The sequence below is a fragment of the Azorhizobium oxalatiphilum genome (assembly GCF_014635325.1).
In the GTDB taxonomy this organism is placed as follows: domain Bacteria; phylum Pseudomonadota; class Alphaproteobacteria; order Rhizobiales; family Xanthobacteraceae; genus Azorhizobium; species Azorhizobium oxalatiphilum.
In genome coordinates this window covers 128,137-144,063 of record NZ_BMCT01000012.1, presented here as the reverse complement: position 1 = coordinate 144,063, position 15,927 = coordinate 128,137, and the positions used below count along the sequence as shown (strand labels likewise).

19 protein-coding genes are annotated in these 15,927 nt (G+C 66.5%); 10 read left to right on the top strand and 9 right to left on the bottom strand.

From position 1 onward, the window contains the following. Window positions 1–320 precede the first annotated feature (320 nt). Entirely contained in the window at window positions 321–977 is a 657-nt protein-coding gene (locus tag IEW24_RS27290; RefSeq protein WP_188584075.1) for a hypothetical protein, read from the top strand. Window positions 978–1,035: 58 nt separating this feature from the next. Here the strand turns inward: IEW24_RS27290 and IEW24_RS27285 are convergent, their stop codons facing one another. Then, window positions 1,036–1,722, bottom strand: coding sequence for a DsbA family protein (locus IEW24_RS27285; RefSeq protein ID WP_188584074.1), 687 nt, complete (start codon window positions 1,720–1,722; stop codon window positions 1,036–1,038). Between the two features lie 141 nt (window positions 1,723–1,863). After that, window positions 1,864–2,346, bottom strand: a complete 483-nt coding sequence (locus tag IEW24_RS27280) for a DUF721 domain-containing protein (RefSeq protein ID WP_188584073.1) — start codon at window positions 2,344–2,346, stop codon at window positions 1,864–1,866. Window positions 2,347–2,429: 83 nt separating this feature from the next. Between IEW24_RS27280 and mutY the strand changes: the two genes are divergently transcribed. Next, window positions 2,430–3,515 (top strand): A/G-specific adenine glycosylase, encoded by a 1,086-nt coding sequence (gene mutY, locus IEW24_RS27275; protein WP_188584072.1) that lies wholly within the window; start codon window positions 2,430–2,432, stop codon window positions 3,513–3,515. A 393-nt stretch (window positions 3,516–3,908) separates the two neighbouring features. After that, window positions 3,909–4,202: a hypothetical protein gene (locus IEW24_RS27270; RefSeq protein WP_188584071.1), complete on the top strand. Its 294-nt coding sequence runs from the start codon at window positions 3,909–3,911 to the stop codon at window positions 4,200–4,202. 126 nt (window positions 4,203–4,328) lie between these two features. Here IEW24_RS27270 and IEW24_RS27265 read toward each other — a convergent pair whose 3' ends face one another. Then, window positions 4,329–5,504, bottom strand: a complete 1,176-nt coding sequence (locus IEW24_RS27265) for a site-specific DNA-methyltransferase (protein ID WP_188584070.1) — start codon at window positions 5,502–5,504, stop codon at window positions 4,329–4,331. A gap of 119 nt (window positions 5,505–5,623) precedes the next feature. Then, window positions 5,624–6,028, bottom strand: a complete 405-nt coding sequence (locus IEW24_RS27260; RefSeq protein ID WP_188584069.1) for a tautomerase family protein — start codon at window positions 6,026–6,028, stop codon at window positions 5,624–5,626. Window positions 6,029–6,122: 94 nt separating this feature from the next. Here IEW24_RS27260 and IEW24_RS27255 point away from each other — a divergent pair, with 94 nt between their 5' ends. Beyond that, window positions 6,123–7,001, top strand: coding sequence for a LysR substrate-binding domain-containing protein (locus IEW24_RS27255; protein WP_188584068.1), 879 nt, complete (start codon window positions 6,123–6,125; stop codon window positions 6,999–7,001). Window positions 7,002–7,015: 14 nt separating this feature from the next. On the opposite strand, the gene IEW24_RS27250 is transcribed toward IEW24_RS27255, so the two are convergent. Both IEW24_RS27250 and IEW24_RS27245 read right to left on the bottom strand, forming a co-directional pair. Next, entirely contained in the window at window positions 7,016–8,005 is a 990-nt protein-coding gene (locus IEW24_RS27250; RefSeq protein ID WP_188584067.1) for a DUF1775 domain-containing protein, read from the bottom strand. Window positions 8,006–8,053: 48 nt separating this feature from the next. Beyond that, window positions 8,054–8,389 (bottom strand): hypothetical protein, encoded by a 336-nt coding sequence (locus IEW24_RS27245; protein WP_188584066.1) that lies wholly within the window; start codon window positions 8,387–8,389, stop codon window positions 8,054–8,056. A gap of 122 nt (window positions 8,390–8,511) precedes the next feature. Here IEW24_RS27245 and IEW24_RS27240 point away from each other — a divergent pair, with 122 nt between their 5' ends. From IEW24_RS27240 to IEW24_RS27225, 4 genes are all read left to right on the top strand, one after another. After that, window positions 8,512–9,093, top strand: a complete 582-nt coding sequence (locus IEW24_RS27240; protein ID WP_244644704.1) for a DUF6790 family protein — start codon at window positions 8,512–8,514, stop codon at window positions 9,091–9,093. A 40-nt stretch (window positions 9,094–9,133) separates the two neighbouring features. After that, window positions 9,134–10,492 carry an ABC1 kinase family protein gene (locus IEW24_RS27235; RefSeq protein ID WP_188584065.1) on the top strand — a complete coding sequence of 453 codons (1,359 nt, stop codon included), beginning with the start codon at window positions 9,134–9,136 and terminating at the stop codon, window positions 10,490–10,492. A gap of 130 nt (window positions 10,493–10,622) precedes the next feature. Beyond that, the gene (ykgO, locus tag IEW24_RS27230; protein ID WP_029005012.1) at window positions 10,623–10,748 is read left to right on the top strand and encodes a type B 50S ribosomal protein L36; all 126 of its coding nucleotides are present in this window, start codon (window positions 10,623–10,625) and stop codon (window positions 10,746–10,748) included. 157 nt (window positions 10,749–10,905) lie between these two features. Beyond that, window positions 10,906–11,583 (top strand): tetratricopeptide repeat protein, encoded by a 678-nt coding sequence (locus tag IEW24_RS27225; RefSeq protein ID WP_244644703.1) that lies wholly within the window; start codon window positions 10,906–10,908, stop codon window positions 11,581–11,583. A 33-nt stretch (window positions 11,584–11,616) separates the two neighbouring features. On the opposite strand, the gene IEW24_RS27220 is transcribed toward IEW24_RS27225, so the two are convergent. Together IEW24_RS27220 and IEW24_RS27215 are read right to left on the bottom strand one after the other, a co-directional pair. Continuing rightward, window positions 11,617–12,189, bottom strand: a complete 573-nt coding sequence (locus tag IEW24_RS27220) for a DUF1036 domain-containing protein (protein ID WP_373870151.1) — start codon at window positions 12,187–12,189, stop codon at window positions 11,617–11,619. Between the two features lie 130 nt (window positions 12,190–12,319). Next, on the bottom strand, window positions 12,320–13,231 hold the full coding sequence (locus tag IEW24_RS27215) for a DMT family transporter (protein WP_188584062.1): 912 nt from the start codon (window positions 13,229–13,231) through the stop codon (window positions 12,320–12,322). Between the two features lie 215 nt (window positions 13,232–13,446). On the opposite strand from IEW24_RS27215, the gene IEW24_RS27210 reads away from it, so the two are divergent. Both IEW24_RS27210 and IEW24_RS27205 read left to right on the top strand, forming a co-directional pair. Then, the gene (locus tag IEW24_RS27210) at window positions 13,447–13,767 is read left to right on the top strand and encodes a DUF1244 domain-containing protein (protein ID WP_188584061.1); all 321 of its coding nucleotides are present in this window, start codon (window positions 13,447–13,449) and stop codon (window positions 13,765–13,767) included. A gap of 264 nt (window positions 13,768–14,031) precedes the next feature. Then, entirely contained in the window at window positions 14,032–14,286 is a 255-nt protein-coding gene (locus IEW24_RS27205) for a DUF2312 domain-containing protein (protein ID WP_188584098.1), read from the top strand. A gap of 109 nt (window positions 14,287–14,395) precedes the next feature. On the opposite strand, the gene mepK is transcribed toward IEW24_RS27205, so the two are convergent. After that, window positions 14,396–15,856: a peptidoglycan L,D-endopeptidase MepK gene (gene mepK, locus IEW24_RS27200; protein WP_188584060.1), complete on the bottom strand. Its 1,461-nt coding sequence runs from the start codon at window positions 15,854–15,856 to the stop codon at window positions 14,396–14,398. Window positions 15,857–15,927: the final 71 nt, after the last annotated feature.

The window sequence follows — 15,927 nt, the reverse complement described above, 5'->3', positions numbered from 1 at the left end:
ACGCCGATAGGGCAGCAGGACTGCCCTATCTCTAGAAACATGACAGAAAAGCGGCCTGTCTACAAGCGTCCTAATGTGGACGAGCCATGCTCGGGCTGCATAAATTGCGCGAGGCCCCTCGCAGGCGCAACAACGGTACGAGGAACACCCCTTTTGCGCAACGCTATTGCGAACAGCCCTATCGCATACCCGTTGGCAGGAATTGGCCCACGCCCCGAAGCCGCCGGCTTTCGGCCTCTTCCCTTAAGGAATTCCCAGCCTCCCGCAATCCTCGCACGCTACGATGCCCGCCGTTCGAACGGAACTGCACGGAACCGGCCATGACGTCCCACCCTGTTCTTCACGGCCAGCGCGCGACCAAATGCGCCAGTCGCCAGCCCGCCATGCGGCTGGTTCTTAGCCTTGCCGTCCTCCTCGCCCTGCCCGCAACGCCGCTCCTCGCCGCCGAGCGCGGCGTCACCTTCGCCCCGCCCGGTGGCGGCGGTGGCTACAATGGCTATCCGGGGGGCAACTGGAACAGTGGGGGTGGCGCGCCCCAGCCCTGCCTCGGCTGCAATGGCGGCGGCCAGTGGCATGGCGGCGGCAACAACCAGCCGCCGGTCTTCGTACAACCCTATGTGGATGTGCCGATCACCAACGGCCAGCCGCAAGGCCCCATGCCACCCGGCGCTCCGCGCATCCCGCCGGACCAGGTGCAGGCCATCGTCGGCAGCGCCGGCTATGCGCAGGTGACGCCGCCGAAATTCTCGCAGGGCTATTATTACGTCTATGCCCAGTCGGCCGAAGGCCGGGTGCTTCTCGCCGTGGACGCCTATTCCGGTCAGGTGGTGTCGTCGCGCCCCGCGCCCTCGACGCCGCGTCCGCCGGTGGTGGAAAGCGGATCGCTCATCGGCAGCGGATCGCTGGTCGGCACTCCGCCGCCCACCGTCCCGCGCGGGCCGCTGGCGCCCGATCCCAACAATCCCGACGGCGAATGAAAAAAGGCGGGCGCCACGGCACCCGCCTTCTTCGTTTGAGAGGAACTGCTGACCGGGCTCACTTGCCCTTCAGCAGGGGCTCCAGTTCCTTGTCGAGATCCGCCACCGTGATGGCGCCCGGCACCTTCTTGCCATTGATGAAGAAGGTGGGGGTGGAATCCACGCCCAGTTCCTTGTTGCCATACTGAGCGCTGGCCTGAACCTTCTCGGCGAGAGCCCGGTCGGACAGGCACTTCTCGAAGTCCGCCTCGCTCAGGCCCGCCTGCTTGGCGACGGTGAGCAGCCCGGCGGCCGGGTTCTGGCTGAAGGCCCAGGCGCTCTGGGTCTCGAACAGCGTGTCCACCATGGGGAAATACTTGTCGTCCGGCACGCAGCGGGCGAGCATGAACGCCGCCGTCGAGACCGGATCGAACGGGAATTCGCGCAGCACGTAATAAACCTTGCCCGTGTCGATATATTTGGTCTTCAGGGTCGGGAAGGTCGTGGTGGCGAAGTGAGCGCAGTGGCTGCAGGTCATCGAGGCATATTCGATGATCGTCACGGGCGCCTTGGGGTCGCCGAGGGACTTGACCGGCAGGGGGCTGGCGGCGGGCGCCGTCAGCTTGGCCGCATCGGCCGTCTGGGCCGCCGCGCTGCTCACGAAATCCGGGGAAAAGCCCACGAGACGGGCGAGCGGCATGCCGACGCCGGCGGCCAGGGCGAGAAGGCCGATTCCCTCGAGGAAACGACGACGATGAACCAACATGAAAGTCTCCGGAACGTTCGGCGCAGACAGGATCGCGCTAACATGGCAGGGATGCGGCGGCAAATGGTTCCCGATCACCTTTTGCGGCGCAGCACTTAACTCCGGCGCTGCACCGGCCGGCGCTTTGCCGAATCTGCGCCCTCACCGGCCGCGGCGCTCACGCCGCACCAATGCGCCAAGACGGGCCAGCGAGGCCGAAAGGGCATCGTCCTCGGTGAGCTTCAGATCATGCCGAATATCCGCCAGTTCAGCCGCCGAGGGCTCCACCGGCTTTGGCGGCGGGCCGATGCGCGGCGGCACCGGCCCCTGCCGCAGGGCCAGCCGGCCGACGCAACGCCAGCCGAAATAGGCGTTGATCCGCTCCACCACGACAGGTGCCGCATATTGCAGCTCGATGGCATATGGCCCCTCCACGCGCACCACGAGGGTGGCCGGCTCGTTATTCTGCCGGTTCGGCCACTGCATCTTCAGCGGCAGGGTGCGGGGGGCGAGGTCCGGCCCCACGATGTCGTCCCAATGGGTGACGATCTCCACCACGGAGAAGCCGGCCCGCCCCAGCGCATCGGCGATGCTTGGCCCGATCAGATCGGCCAGCGGGCGCACCTGCTTCCTCGGTCTGTACATGGAAAGGCCTGATCCTTCAGAAATGCGGACGCCCGTTGCACGGGCCTCTTGCGGGAGCCGGCGCAGCCCGGCACGGTGGCACCATGATTTCCGCGACCTTACCAGTCCGCGCCCTCGACCAGAAGGCCGCCCCCCGCCCCGCCGATTTGCTCGCCTGGTATGACCGCCACCGCCGCCGCCTGCCCTGGCGTGCCGAGCCGGGACGAACCGCCGATCCCTATCACGTCTTCCTCTCCGAGATCATGCTCCAGCAGACCACGGTGAAGGCGGTCGGCCCTTATTTCATCGACTTCACCCGCCGCTGGCCCACGGTGGCAGACCTCGCCGCCGCACCGCTGGAAGAGGTGCTCTCGGCCTGGGCGGGGCTCGGCTATTACGCCCGCGCCCGCAACCTGCACGCCTGCGCGAAAGCCGTGGTAGAGCGCCACGGCGGACACTTCCCGGCTGACGAAGACGTGCTGCTCGAACTGCCCGGCATCGGCCCCTATACCGCCGCCGCCATTGCCTCCATCGCCTTCGACCTCAAGGCCAGCCCCGTGGACGGCAATATCGAGCGGGTAGTGAGCCGGCTTTATTCGGTGGACGAGCCTCTGCCGAAGTCCAAACCCCGTATCAAGGCGCTGGCTGCCGCCCTCACCCCCGCCCGACGGCCGGGCGATTTCGCGCAGGCGATGATGGATCTCGGCGCCACCATCTGCACGCCCCGTTCTCCCGCCTGCCCGCTCTGCCCCTGGATGGACCCGTGCACCGCCCGCGCCGGGGGCGATCCCGCCCGCTATCCCGTCAAGGCCCCCAAGACCGAGCGGCCGGAACGCGCGGGCGTGGCCTTCCTCGCGGTGCGTGCGGATGGGGCGGTGCTGCTGCGCACCCGCCCCGACAAGGGCCTGCTGGCGAAGATGACCGAGGTGCCCTCCACCCCCTGGGGTCCGGTGCCTGTGGCGCCGCAGAGCCATGCGCCCTTCGCGGTGAACTGGCGCAAGCTGCCGGGCAGTGTGGCGCATGTCTTCACTCATTTCGCGCTGTCGCTGGATGTGTGGCGGGCGGATCTTCCCGCCCGTACGCCCGCGCCGGATGGCTGCCGCTGGGTGCTGCCGAAGGACTTTTCCCGCGAGGCCCTGCCAAGCGTGATGCGCAAGATCCTCGCCCACGGGCGGATCGAGGGCGCCTGAGCGCGTTCGACCTCCAGATCGGGTGGCAAGCTCCCCATTCACAACCGGCCTCACGAAATCGTGCCATCGCATCTGCCGCTCCGGCAGGTGGCTGAGGCGGCGATACGCCGGGCTGACATGGCATGTGTTGGGGCGAGGCATTGCCGGCCCGGAACAAGTCGATCAAGCCATTGAAATTAAAGATCAATAATCAATATCCATGGAGCCTGTGAAGCTCCCACGGGCCCTGCGAAGGGCCGCTGTAACGCCGCAACAGGCGTTCTGGATTGCTGCCATTTTCGAGATAATCAGTTTCGCGTTTTGCTGATTATCCCGAGGCAATGCGGGTCTATCTCCCACCTCGACACGGGGCGCCACTCAACGACGCTCCGCTCAAAATCAAGGAGAACCCCCATGCGTACGATGTCTTATGCTGCTCTCGCCCTCGTTGCCGGCCTTGCCTTCTCGGGCGCCGCCTCGGCGGACGAATATGTCTCGCAGGCCAACCGCGACAATTACGCGGTGCTCGCCCAGAGCGCCCCGGCCGCCACGGTGTATCGCACCAACGAGAGCCTGCTGCCGCTGACCGCTGCTCCCACCGCCCGCACGGCCCGTCCGGCGAGCGCCAATGACCAGATCGTCGGCCCCTTCTCGGACAAGGACGCTCATTCCGGCCCGTCCCACAGCGGCATCCCTTCCCGCCTGTGAGGATCTGAGGACGCGTTCCCGTCGCTTAGTTTTGCGTATCGGTGACGGGAAATGAGAAAGGGCCGGCGGAGTGATCCGCCGGCCCTTTTTGCTGTCCGAATGGTCGGGAAACGCGCAGGCCGCTCCTCACTCGGAGCGCACACCCATTTCCGCCCGCAACCGGGCGCGCAGCACGTCGATGGGATGGCGGCGACCTTCCTGCTCCACATGCCAGAAGGTCCAGCCGTTGCAGGCTTCCGCGCCCTGCGCCAGAGCGCCCATGCGGTGGATGGAGCCCACCGAAAGCGTGGCGTTGTTGACCAGCGCGATGGTGCCGTCGGCTCGCACCACGGCGCGTACATTGCCCTTGGCGTCGGTGAGTTCGACACCCGGCGTCACCAGCCCGCTGTCCACGAGGGCGGAGAAGGCCACACGCGGCGCTTCACGGGCGGAGGGCGGGGCCTGAAGCGCGATCTCCGGCAGCGGCTCCACAGCCTCGATGCGGGCGGCGGCGGCGGCGGCATAGCCCTCGTCCCGCTCGATGCCGATGAAATGGCGGCGCAGACGCTTGGCCACGGCCGCGCTGGTACCGGAACCGAGGAAGGGATCGAGCACCACGTCGCCCGGCTTGGAGGCCGAGAGCATCACGCGGGCAAGCAGCGCCTCGGGCTTCTGGGTCGGGTGCAGCTTGCGCCCGTCCTCATCCTTCAGGCGCTCGGCGCCGGTGCAGATGGGAAACAGCCAGTCGGAGCGCACCTGCACGTCCTCATTGCCGCCCTTCAGCATCTCGTAATTGAACTGATAGCCCTTCACGCCGGGATCGCGCGCCGCCCAGATCATGGTCTCATGGGCATTGGTGAATCTGCGGCCGCGGAAGTTCGGCATCGGGTTGGCCTTGCGCCACACCACATCGTTGAGGATCCAGAAGCCCAGATCCTGCATCAGCGCGCCGACACGGAAGATGTTATGATAGGAGCCGATCACCCAGATGGTGGCATTCGGCTTCATCACCCGCTTCACGCCTTCGAGCCAGCCTCGCGTAAAGGCGTCATAGGCGGCGAAGCTCTCGAACTGGTCCCAGGCATCGTCCACCGCATCCACCCGGCTATCGTCCGGCCGGCGCAGTTCGCCCTGGAGCTGGAGATTGTAGGGCGGGTCGGCGAAAACCATGTCCACGCTCTGGGCGGGGAGGCTCGCCAGTTGCTCGATGCAGTCGCCGATGAGGATGCGATCGCGCACCTCTTCGCGGGCAGCGTCGGCAGCAAATGTCTCGTCAGAAAGACGGGGCGCCCGGTGGGGCGCCCCCTTACGCACAACGCTCATGTGACGCAACCCATACACAACGCTTACTATGGGAGTGAGACTAAGCTGTGCGGGTAAAAACCAAGTTAGCAGTCGGTATTTTTTGTCTTAATTTCGGCCTGTTTTAGCCTGTTCTGCGTTTACGCCGCCTTCATCTTTCTTTCCACATAGCGCCGCTCCTGCGTCAGGCCGCCATAGCCATAGGCATCGGCCTTCACTTCGCGCACCAGCACATAGCTCTCCGTATGCAGGGGACCGATGAGCGCCGACATGGCCTCGAACACCGCCGCCACATAAGCCGCCTTCTCATCCTTGGTGTTGGTTCCATCCACCGCCACGATATCCAGCCAGAAACTGGCGACGCCGGCCTCCGCCAGCGACGTGCCGGCGATGAACCATTGCGCCGGCGGTACAAGGTCGATGGCCACCGCCGTGAGGTTCGGATCCTTGTGGAGGATCTGATGCGTGAGCTGCGACAAAGTGGCCGCCACCTGCGGGACATCCACCGGCCGCGATGCGGAAATCTTCACGTTGAGAATGGGCATGACCGCCTCCTGTTGAGATGGCGCGACCCTAGCCCTGCTTGCATTATGAGAAAAATTGAATGATCTTGATTGAGAATTTCGAAAGACTCATAAAATGAGCATCCGCAATCTTGATCTCGATCTGCTGCGCAGTTTCGCTGCCGTGGCCGAGCTCGGCTCCATTTCCGCCGCTGCCCAGCGCGTGGGGCGCACCCAGTCCGCCGTCAGCCTGCAGATGGACCGGCTGGCGGAGCAACTGGGCTTTCCCGTGGTGGAACGCCGGGGACGGGGCGTCGCGCTCACCCCCCGTGGCGAGGGCTTTCTGGACGATGCCCGCCGCCTGCTCGATCTTAACGACCGCGTGCTCGGCCAGCATGTGCATGGCAATTTCTCGCAGCCGCTTCGGCTGGGCTTCGTGCAGGACGTGGGCGAGCTGGCGCTCCAGCGCATTCTCGCTCGCCTCGGCAGCGCCTTTCCCGGCGCGCCGATCACGGTGCGCGTCTGCTCCACCAATACGATGATCGAGAAGCTGCGGGCCGGTGATCTCGATCTCGCCGCCGGCTACCGGGTGGAAACCGATCTGCCCGCCCGCACGGTGATGCGTGAGCAGATGTGCTGGATCGGTGCCCGTCACCTGCGCCTCGATCCGGAGGAGCCGGTGCCGCTGCTGATGTTCGAGAGCCCCTGCATCTTCCGCAGCGCCGGCATCTCGGCTCTATCCACCGCGGGGCGCGCCTTCCGCATCGCCCTCACCAGCCCGAGCCTGCCCGGCGTCATGGCGGCGGTGGGGGCGGGCCTCGGCATCACCGTGCGCTCGGCCCGCGCCCTGCGGCCGGACCTCATGACGGTGAGCGATCTCGGCACGCCGCCGCTGCCGCAATTCGAATACATGCTCTATGCCCGCGCCGAGAGCCGGCCGCCGGCTCTCGATCAGGTGGAGCAGGTGATCGAAGAGGAACTGCGCCGCGAGCGGCCGCTGTTCGCGGCCGCCTGAGGCTTCAGCCTTCCTCAGTGCTGGTGCTCACCCATGGCACCACCAGCCGCAGGCGCCCCCGCGCCGATGCCGCGCACCGGGAAGGTGACGTCCACCTTGCCGGCCTTCTCGAACACCAGCGTAGCCTGCACCTTGTCGCCTTCCTTCAGCGGGCGCTTGAGATCCATCATCATCAGATGGAAGCCGCCGGGGGCCAGTTCCACGCTCTTGCCCGGAGCCAGTTCAAGGCCGCCGCTCACCGCGCGCATGGTCATGACGCCGTTGGCCATGCTCATCTCATGCACTTCCGCCTTGCCGGCGATGTCGGTGGCGATAGAGACCAGCTTGTCCGGGGCAGAGCCGGTGTTGGTGAGCTTCAGATAGCCACCCGCCACCTTGGCGCCGCCGGGGGTGGCGCGCATCCAGGGCAGGTCGATCTGGATGTCGCCCACCTTCACCGCAGCCGAACCCATTCCCGCCATCGGGGCGGAAGAGGCGGCAGCCACCTTCAGCACCGGCGCGGGATGGGACGGCACCGGCTGGCCCTCGACGGTAGCCTCGGCCCAGTCGGCCGACCCGTTCTCGCAAGTCTGCAGCACGGGAAAGGCCAGTGCCTTGCCGGCCACATCCGCCGACAGGGACGCGACGAAGACGAACTCGTCATAATAGGCATTCGGCAGATTGCCGCCGGACCAGGTGATGGTCTTCACCCCTTCGGTCGCCGGCTTGCCGTGCATCATGGGATAGGCCTTGGCGTATGGCCCGCTTTCCAGAGCGATGGTCCAGCCCGCCTTGGGCTGAGGCCGCACGCCCACCACCCCCTCGGGGATCGTGACCCTGAGCGCGGTGGTGGCGCTCTCGCCGCAGCCATGGGTCACGCGCAGCGTGCCCTTGTAAGAGCTGCCCGGCTGGGCGGTCTTCTGCTCCAGCACGATATGGGCCGAGGCGGAACCGGCGACGAGGGAAAACAGCGCCACGGCAAGCGGGCGCGCAAAAGTACGGGACAGCACGAGAGTGCGAGACATGGGTCGTCTCCTTAAACGGCAAGATGGGATTTCCGGGGTAGCGCAGGTTCAGCCGCGCGCCGGAGGTGCCCGAGCGGTGAAGGAGAGAAACACGCCGCCATCGACCGGCACGCTTATGCCCGGACGACCCGTACCGATGGCCTCCACAAGCGGCGGTCGAAACGCTACGGGATCAGGCGGCCCCAGCAACGCGGGCCCTGCGGACGCAGTGCAGCCGAGGGTGCAGCACAAAGCATCATGCCGCCCGTCATCGCCGCTGCCGCCCGTCTGTGCGCTGCCTTCGCACAACGTGCCGGTGGTGGCCGCCACCGCATGCTGGGTGACGGCGATGCCGGACAGCACAAGCTGGCACAGCAGCACATAGGCCAGCGTGACGTGGAGCAACCACCGCCCGCAGGTCCGCATTGCCGTGCCGAAATCGCTCATCACAACCAGAAGGGTTCGATCGGTCGCCCGCTGCGACCTCCCGAGGTGTAGGGCCGCCCCGGCGGGAGAGCAAGCGCCGGATGCCCAAGGCGAGGCTCGCGCAACGGTGCTATGACACAGAACGGAACGGTCGTTCGCCAACATCGGCAATGGGGGATGTCATGGTGGTCTGGTTTCCGATTCTCGCCTGGGCTCTGGCGCTGTTTTCAGCGACTTTCTCGATCCAGCGGGCGCATCAATGGCGCAATTTCCCGTTCATATGCGAGCGGCTTCTGGCCGAGCTGCTGCTGTTCCCAGTCGGCCTTCTCGGCCTGTGGGCAGCACTGGGCCATATCGTCTTCGCCAATCAGGCCGCTGCCGCTATCGGCTGGGCACCGAGCCCCTTCCAGACCGAAGTGGGGCTTGCAAATCTCGGCATCGGCATCGCCGGCCTCATTGGCTATGTCTATCGCGACTGGGGCTACCGCCTCGGCGTCTCCCTGGTCACGGGCGTCTTCCTGCTGGGTGCGGCCGCCGGCCACATCTATCAGATGTACCTGACAGGCAACCTTGCACCGGGCAATGCCGGCCCCATTCTCTATACTGACGTTCTGACCCCACTGGCGTTGTTCATCCTTCTGGCGATCACCCGGCGCGCGGCGCGGGACGTGATCGACGAATGAGATGCGAAGCGGCGGGGCCGGCGCAAAGTGAAGGCGTGCCATGTCCGATACCCCCCGTGATGCCGAACGCAACCGCTTCTCCGCCCGCGCGGCGCGCTATGCCCGTGTCGGAGCCAATGTGGGCGGGGTCGCCGCCCGCATCGCCGGGGCGAGGCTGCTGGGAGGAGCGGGAACAGGCAATGCGGCGGCGCTTGCCTCCGCATTGGGCGGCCTGAAGGGACCACTGATGAAGGTGGCCCAGCTCATGGCCACCATTCCGGACGTGCTGCCCCCCGACTATGCCACCGAGCTGCAAAAGCTGCAGAGCGATGCGCCGCCCATGGGCTGGGCGTTCGTACGCCGCCGCATGATGGCCGAGCTGGGACGCGACTGGGAAACGCGCTTCGCATCCTTCGAGCACAAGCCAGCCGCCGCCGCCTCACTGGGGCAGGTACACAAGGCGGTGGCGCTGGATGGCGAGCATCTGGCCTGCAAGCTGCAATATCCGGATATGCAGGCCGCCGTTGAGGCCGATCTCAGCCAGCTCGACGTGCTGTTCTCCCTGCACCGGCGCATGGACCCGGCCATCGACACCCGCGAGATCGCCACCGAGATCGGCGAGCGTGTGCGCGAGGAACTGGACTATCGCCGCGAGGCCAAGCACGCCGCCCTCTATGCCCACATCCTGAAGGATCACAACAGCGTCCGCGTGCCCCATGTGCGCGAGGATCTCTCCACCGGCCGGCTGCTCACCCTGCAATGGCTGGAAGGCGCCAAGATCCTCGGCTTCACGGACCACAGCCTCGAGGAGCGCAATCGGCTGGCGCAGGCCATGTTCACCGCATGGTGGGTGCCGTTCAGCCAGTATGGTGTCATCCATGGCGACCCGCATCTGGGCAACTACACCGTCTTCACGGATGAGGCCGGGGCGCCACAGGGCATCAACCTGCTGGATTATGGTTGCATCCGCATCTTCCCGCCACGCTTCGTGGCCGGCGTAGTGGACCTCTACAGGGGCCTCCAGACCGGGGACGACGCCCGCGTGGTCCATGCCTATGAAACGTGGGGCTTCAAGGGGCTCAACCGCGAGCTGATCGAGGTTTTGAACATCTGGGCCCGCTTCATCTACGGCCCGCTGCTGGATGACCGGGTGCGCACCATTGCCGATGGGGTCGAGCCAGGCCAGTACGGCCGCCGCGAGGCTTTTCAGGTGCACACCGCCCTGAAGCGCCTCGGACCGGTGACGGTGCCGCGCGAGTTCGTCTTCATGGATCGCGCCGCCATCGGCCTCGGCGCCGTCTTCCTGCATCTGAAGGCGGAACTGAATTTCCATGGGCTGTTCGAGGAGGCAGTCGCCGGCTTCTCCGAGGCTGGCGTCACCGAGCGTCAGAGCACGGCCCTGAAAGCCGCGGGACTCTGAAAATGCTCAACTCCATGGCCACCGGCAATTGACATCCGGCGCCCGGCCCCGTATCAGGCGGCTCCGTTCCATCAAATGGTCCGATGAGCCGCGCGGTCAAGCGCGCCGCGGTCGGCCGAAGGCAAGTGTCATGAAGATCCGCAACTCGCTCAAGTCCCTGCTCGGCCGTCATCGCGACAACCGTCTCGTGCGCCGCAAGGGCCGCATGTACATCATCAACAAGACCCAGAAGCGCTACAAGGCTCGCCAGGGTTGAGTTTTTGACTCGCGCCGCACACGCGGCGCGATCACCGTTGCGTGCCTCGCGCGACGGAGCGGTTGACGGGCGCCATAGCGCGCCCGACACTCCGCCGATGATCCTTTCCGGCTTCATCCTCGGACGTCGTAGCCTCACTGCCTGTGCAGCGGGGCTTTTGTCGTTGGCGCTCACCGCCGGCAGTATCGGCGCCTCACATGCGCAGGTGACTGGCCCCGTGCCCGGTACGCCGAAGCAGGATCTGCAACGGCAGGATTCCCCCCGGACAGCCCCGCCAAAGGCCGACGCCGCGCCAAAGGATGAATCCCGCGCACCCGGCGAAACCACGGCTCGCGCAAAACTTCCCCGCGACAAGCGCACCCAGCTGGATGCTCTCTTCGAAGCACTGAAGCTCGCGCCCGACGAATCCAGCGCCAGCGCGGTGGCGGATCGGCTGGATGCACTGCTCTCGGAAACCAACAGCACCGCCGGCGACCTGCTGATGGCCCGCGCCAATGCGGCGGCGGAAGCCAAGAAATATGATCTTTCGCTGGCGCTGCTGGATCAGGTGGTGGAGATCGAGCCCGACTCGGTCGCCGGCTTCAGCCGTCGCGCCACCATCTATTATCTGCAGGATGATTATACGGCGGCGCTCGCCGACATCCGTGAAGTGTTGGCCCGCGAGCCGCGCCACACCACCATGCTCATGGGCTTCGCCATGATCCTGCGCGAGTTGGGCGACGAGCCCCGGGCGCTGGAGGCCGTGCGCAAGGCGCTGGCCGTCAATCCGCACCTCGCCTCCGCCAAGGAGCTGGAGGGTCAGCTGGCGGTGAAGGTGGACGGGCGGGGCATCTGAATTGGGAAACGCGCCTCGGCCGCGTTCAGCGTCTTACTGACTTCTGCCGCGCAGGGCGGGAGCAGGGGTCGGCACCGGCATGGGCGAAGCCGCCGGCGTCGTGCCGGACGTGACGCGCGCCGCGCTCTGGTTGCTTTCCGTAAGCTGAACGGTCCAGCCCTTCTGCTCCTTGGTGTCCACCTCAAGGAAGCCGGTGCGGTCGAAGCCGCGCGCCAGGCAGTCCTCGACCCCGCGGATCGTGAACTCCTTGTCGCGCGTGCACATGAAGGCCTTGCCGGACCACTCTCCACCCTGATCATAGTCGACGGCGTAGAGATAATAGAATCGGGCCACGAGGTCGCCGCGCAGCAGGGTCTCGCAGCTATTGGCAGAGACGTTCCACCAGCCCTCCGTGGCCCAACCGTCGCCCTCCTTGTAGCCGATGGCCACGCCAACCCGGCTCTGGGTGCGGTTGCACAGGCGGAAGTCCGCAGCGGCCGGGGTCGCCGCGGCGATGGAGAACAGACCCGCCGTCACGCTCGCAGCCACGAGCACGGCGCCCCCCATAAGGGCGCGGCGGAAGAATCGGATCAGGCCGGAATGCGGCTTAGAAGCTGCTGACACCATCAATCTGTTTGTGTGCCCTCGTCAGGCCCCACCGTCAACGTGCGGCGGGTCCGTGCAAGACTGGCCAAGGCCTTCAAAGTCCTTGTCGGTTGGGATCGCGGCATGAGCGAGGCGACACCAGCGGCGCGACTCACGGCAAGCCCGCCTCCGGCACGACTGGCGCCTTCCGGCGCGGGCGGGCCAGCAGCAGGCCGCCGATGATCAACGCAGCGCCTACCCCTTGCAACAGGCCGAGATGCTCGCCCAGCACCAGCCAGCCGAGCCCGGCGGCGGACACCACCTCCAGAAAGAACACCAGCGCACCGAACACCGGCGGCACCACGGAGAGCCCCACCGCCATCAGCCCCTGCCCCGCCACCTGGCTGACGATGGCCAGCGCCAGCAGCGCGGCCGCGCCAGACAAGGTGGCAGGCATCAGCGTCGGCTCCATGATCAGGGCAACAATGAGCAGGGCTACGCTGGTGATGGCGGTGGACAGGAAGGTCACAAGCCCCGCGCCAAAGCTGCGGCGGGCAACGCGGACGGACAGGAAATAGGCTGCGAAGAACATGGCCGTGACCAGACCCGCCGCATCGCCGGCCAGCTTCTCCGGCGCGAAATGCCAGCTGTCTCCAATGAGAGCCAGCGTCCCTGCCACGCACAGCAACAGGCCCGAAGCCAAGGGCCACGTCAGCTTCTCCTTCAGAACCAGGAAGGCATAGAGCGCCACCCAGATGGGCGAGGTGGTGGCGAGCACGGCCGCATTGGCCACCGTGGTGCCCAGAATGGCGAGATGCCAGAAGATGAGATCGCCAGCAAAGAACAGGCCGGCGAGGATCGAGGCACGATCCGGCATGGGCAGGCGCCGCCCCTGCTCAGCCAACGCCCAGACCAGCAGGAACGGCAGCGCCAGAGCCGTGCGCCAAAAGGCGCTGGCAAACGGCCCCACGTCGGCGAGCCGCACGAACAGTACCGAAGCGCCCATGGCCAGCGCCCCCGCGACGAGCGCGAGGATGCCGGCGGCAAGCTTCATCTGATCGGACGACTGGGCGGTCACGGGCATGCCCCGGCGGGAATGGCGGGGGAAAGGACCGCAGGGAAAGGCTTCGACGCCATGAAGGAGAGGCAACCAGGGCAGGAGGGATTCGGGGCGGATGGTCCGCGATGCCGGCAAACTTGCATGAAAGCCCAAACGACGCCACATGGCCGGGACGGCATATGATCTCGCACCCGGCCCCGCACGGCATCCGTGCTCTGCCACGCCAAGGAGCACAGGACATGACCAACCCGACCGCCGCTGCCCTCACCGAAGACGAGCGCATCCGCCTCGAAGCCGCCGTGTTCCGCCGTCTGGTGGCCCACCTCGGCAACCGCACCGACGTGCAGAACATCGACCTCATGAATCTCGCCGGCTTCTGCCGCAACTGCCTGTCCAACTGGTATCTGGACGCCGCGCAGGAAGCGGGGCTGCCGGTGAGCAAGGATCAGAGCCGCGAAACGGTCTACGGCATGCCCTATGAGGACTGGAAGGCGAAGTACCAGAGCGAAGCCACCGCCGAGCAGAAGGCGGCGTTTGAGACCTCCAAGCCGCAGCATTGAACGAAAACCCTTAACCAGCAAAACTTCAGCCTGTGCAAAGGTGGATTGCGGGGAAGGCTCCTTGACGCGGCGTACGCAATGCCGCCTCTATCCTCGCCTTCTGGAACAGGTAGAGAACCCGCCCGATGAAGGCGCGGTGCTCTCCCGGTGCGCACTGCCGCCAGTCCACCCCGTGGACGGCAGCCCTTCGCGGAGGAGCGCAGGACGAAATTCAGCACCCATGAGGTGCGCAGGGCTCGCATGGCGCCGAGCAGGAGTGAAATGATGACGGCAGACGTTGCTGATACCGGGGTCGCCGCCGACGAGCTGCGGCAGTTCGTCGAGCGCATCGAGCGTCTCGAGGAAGAAAAGAAGGCGATCGCGGACGACATCAAGGACGTCTATGCGGAGCTGAAGGCCCGCGGCTTCGAGGCCAAGGCGGTGCGCAAGATCGTGCAGATCCGCCGCCAGGATGCCCAGGAGCGTCAGGAGCAGGAAGCCATCCTGGAACTCTATATGCAGGCCCTCGGCCTCGCCTGAGGCCACAAGCTCTCGGCTCCAGCCCATGTCCGTATAAAAAAACCCGCCGGCGCATCACGCTCCGGCGGGTTTTTCTTAGGCATCCCTCAGACGGTCAGGCCGCGCCAACTCACTGCAGACGCTGCGTCAGGCGCACCGTCGGCGCGGGGAAGACATAGGTCGGCAAGGTTGCGATGGCCTCGCCGCTGAAGCTGGAGGCCGACAGCCCGTTGTTCGGATCGCCGCCAAAGCCCGACGCCACCACTTCACGCGGTGCGGTCATGAAGGCTGTGAACACGCGACCCTCGGGCATCCGCATATAGGCTTCCCCGCTCATGGTCGACGTGCGGAACACCGGGCCGAAGGGGATCTCGCTGGTACGGCCGGCAGTGCGCAGCTTCGGCTGGGGCGCAGCGGCCATGCCCGCATTCATGGGCATGGCGCCGGCCACGTCGCCGACGGCCGCATAGCCAAGCACGGAATGGTTGCTCTCTGCCTGCGCCGCGCTGGTGCCACGCGTGATCAGGGGCGGCAGCGGCACGCCCGGCGCCTGCAGGCTCGCCATCTGCTGCACGGGCGTCTCCGGCCGCTTGAGCGGAAGTGGCGCGAGCGGGGCATTCACCGCCTGCGCAGTCACCATGGCCGCCGCAGCCAGTTCCGCCGGACGCGCCGCCGGAAGCGGCCTCGCCGCCAGTGCGGTCACGACGGGTTTGGCGGGCTGCGACTGAGGCAGAGGAACCGCCGCCGCCTGAACCGGAGCGGGGGCCGACCGCGCCGGAGCAGCGCTCGCCACCTGGGTGCGGGTCTCGCGCTCGGGACGCGCGCCCTCCTCTTCACCCGCGTCGGTTTCTTCCGCCGCCGGCTTGAACAGGGAGGCGAAGAAGTTGCGAATGCCCTTCATGCCGCTCGGGGCTTCGGCAACCTCGACCGACGTGCCGCTGCCGCGCGCCTCAAGCTCCGCGACCGCCTGCTGATAACCCGGCAAGGGCTTGCCATTGCTGGGAACGAGCACCGTCTTCCCATCGGGGAACACGCGGGCCAGCTCCGCATAGCTCATGCGCGGCCACATGCGGACGCTGCCGGTATCCATGTGGACGAAATGAGAGGAGGGATAGAAGCCGACGCCGCCACGCTGCAGCTTCAGCCCGGCCTCCCGCAGCTCCGACAGGTTCACGCCAGGGATGAAGAAGTCCATCGCCTTGCCGCGCATGTGCTGGCTGAACTCCGCAACCCCCTTGGAGCGCGAGCGGAGCATAGAATTGGTGGCCGGTGAGCGATAGCCGCCGAGGACATTGATGGGCTGGCTGGCATCCACGTCGCGATAGACTTCCCAAAGCACGTCGAAGAGATGCGGATCCATCTCCGTCGGCTCGTCGCGGCGCCAGTCGCGCAGCAGCCAGTTGAGCTTCTTGAGCACCTCGGTGTCGTAGCGGCCATCCTTCTTGAAGGTGAAGGATCCACGCTCGCCGGTATGGGCATGCACGAAGGTCAGGGTCCGCGTATCGCCATTGGCGACCGCGTTCTGCAGCGTGCCCGTTCCGCACACCGTCACCGCGAGGGCGACGGCAGCCGACCGGCTGAACTTCCCCATCGCGGCACGGAACAGGACCGTGGCCCGGGCATTCCGGCGTGCGCGAGGCGGAGCGTAAGGCGCTTTGACAG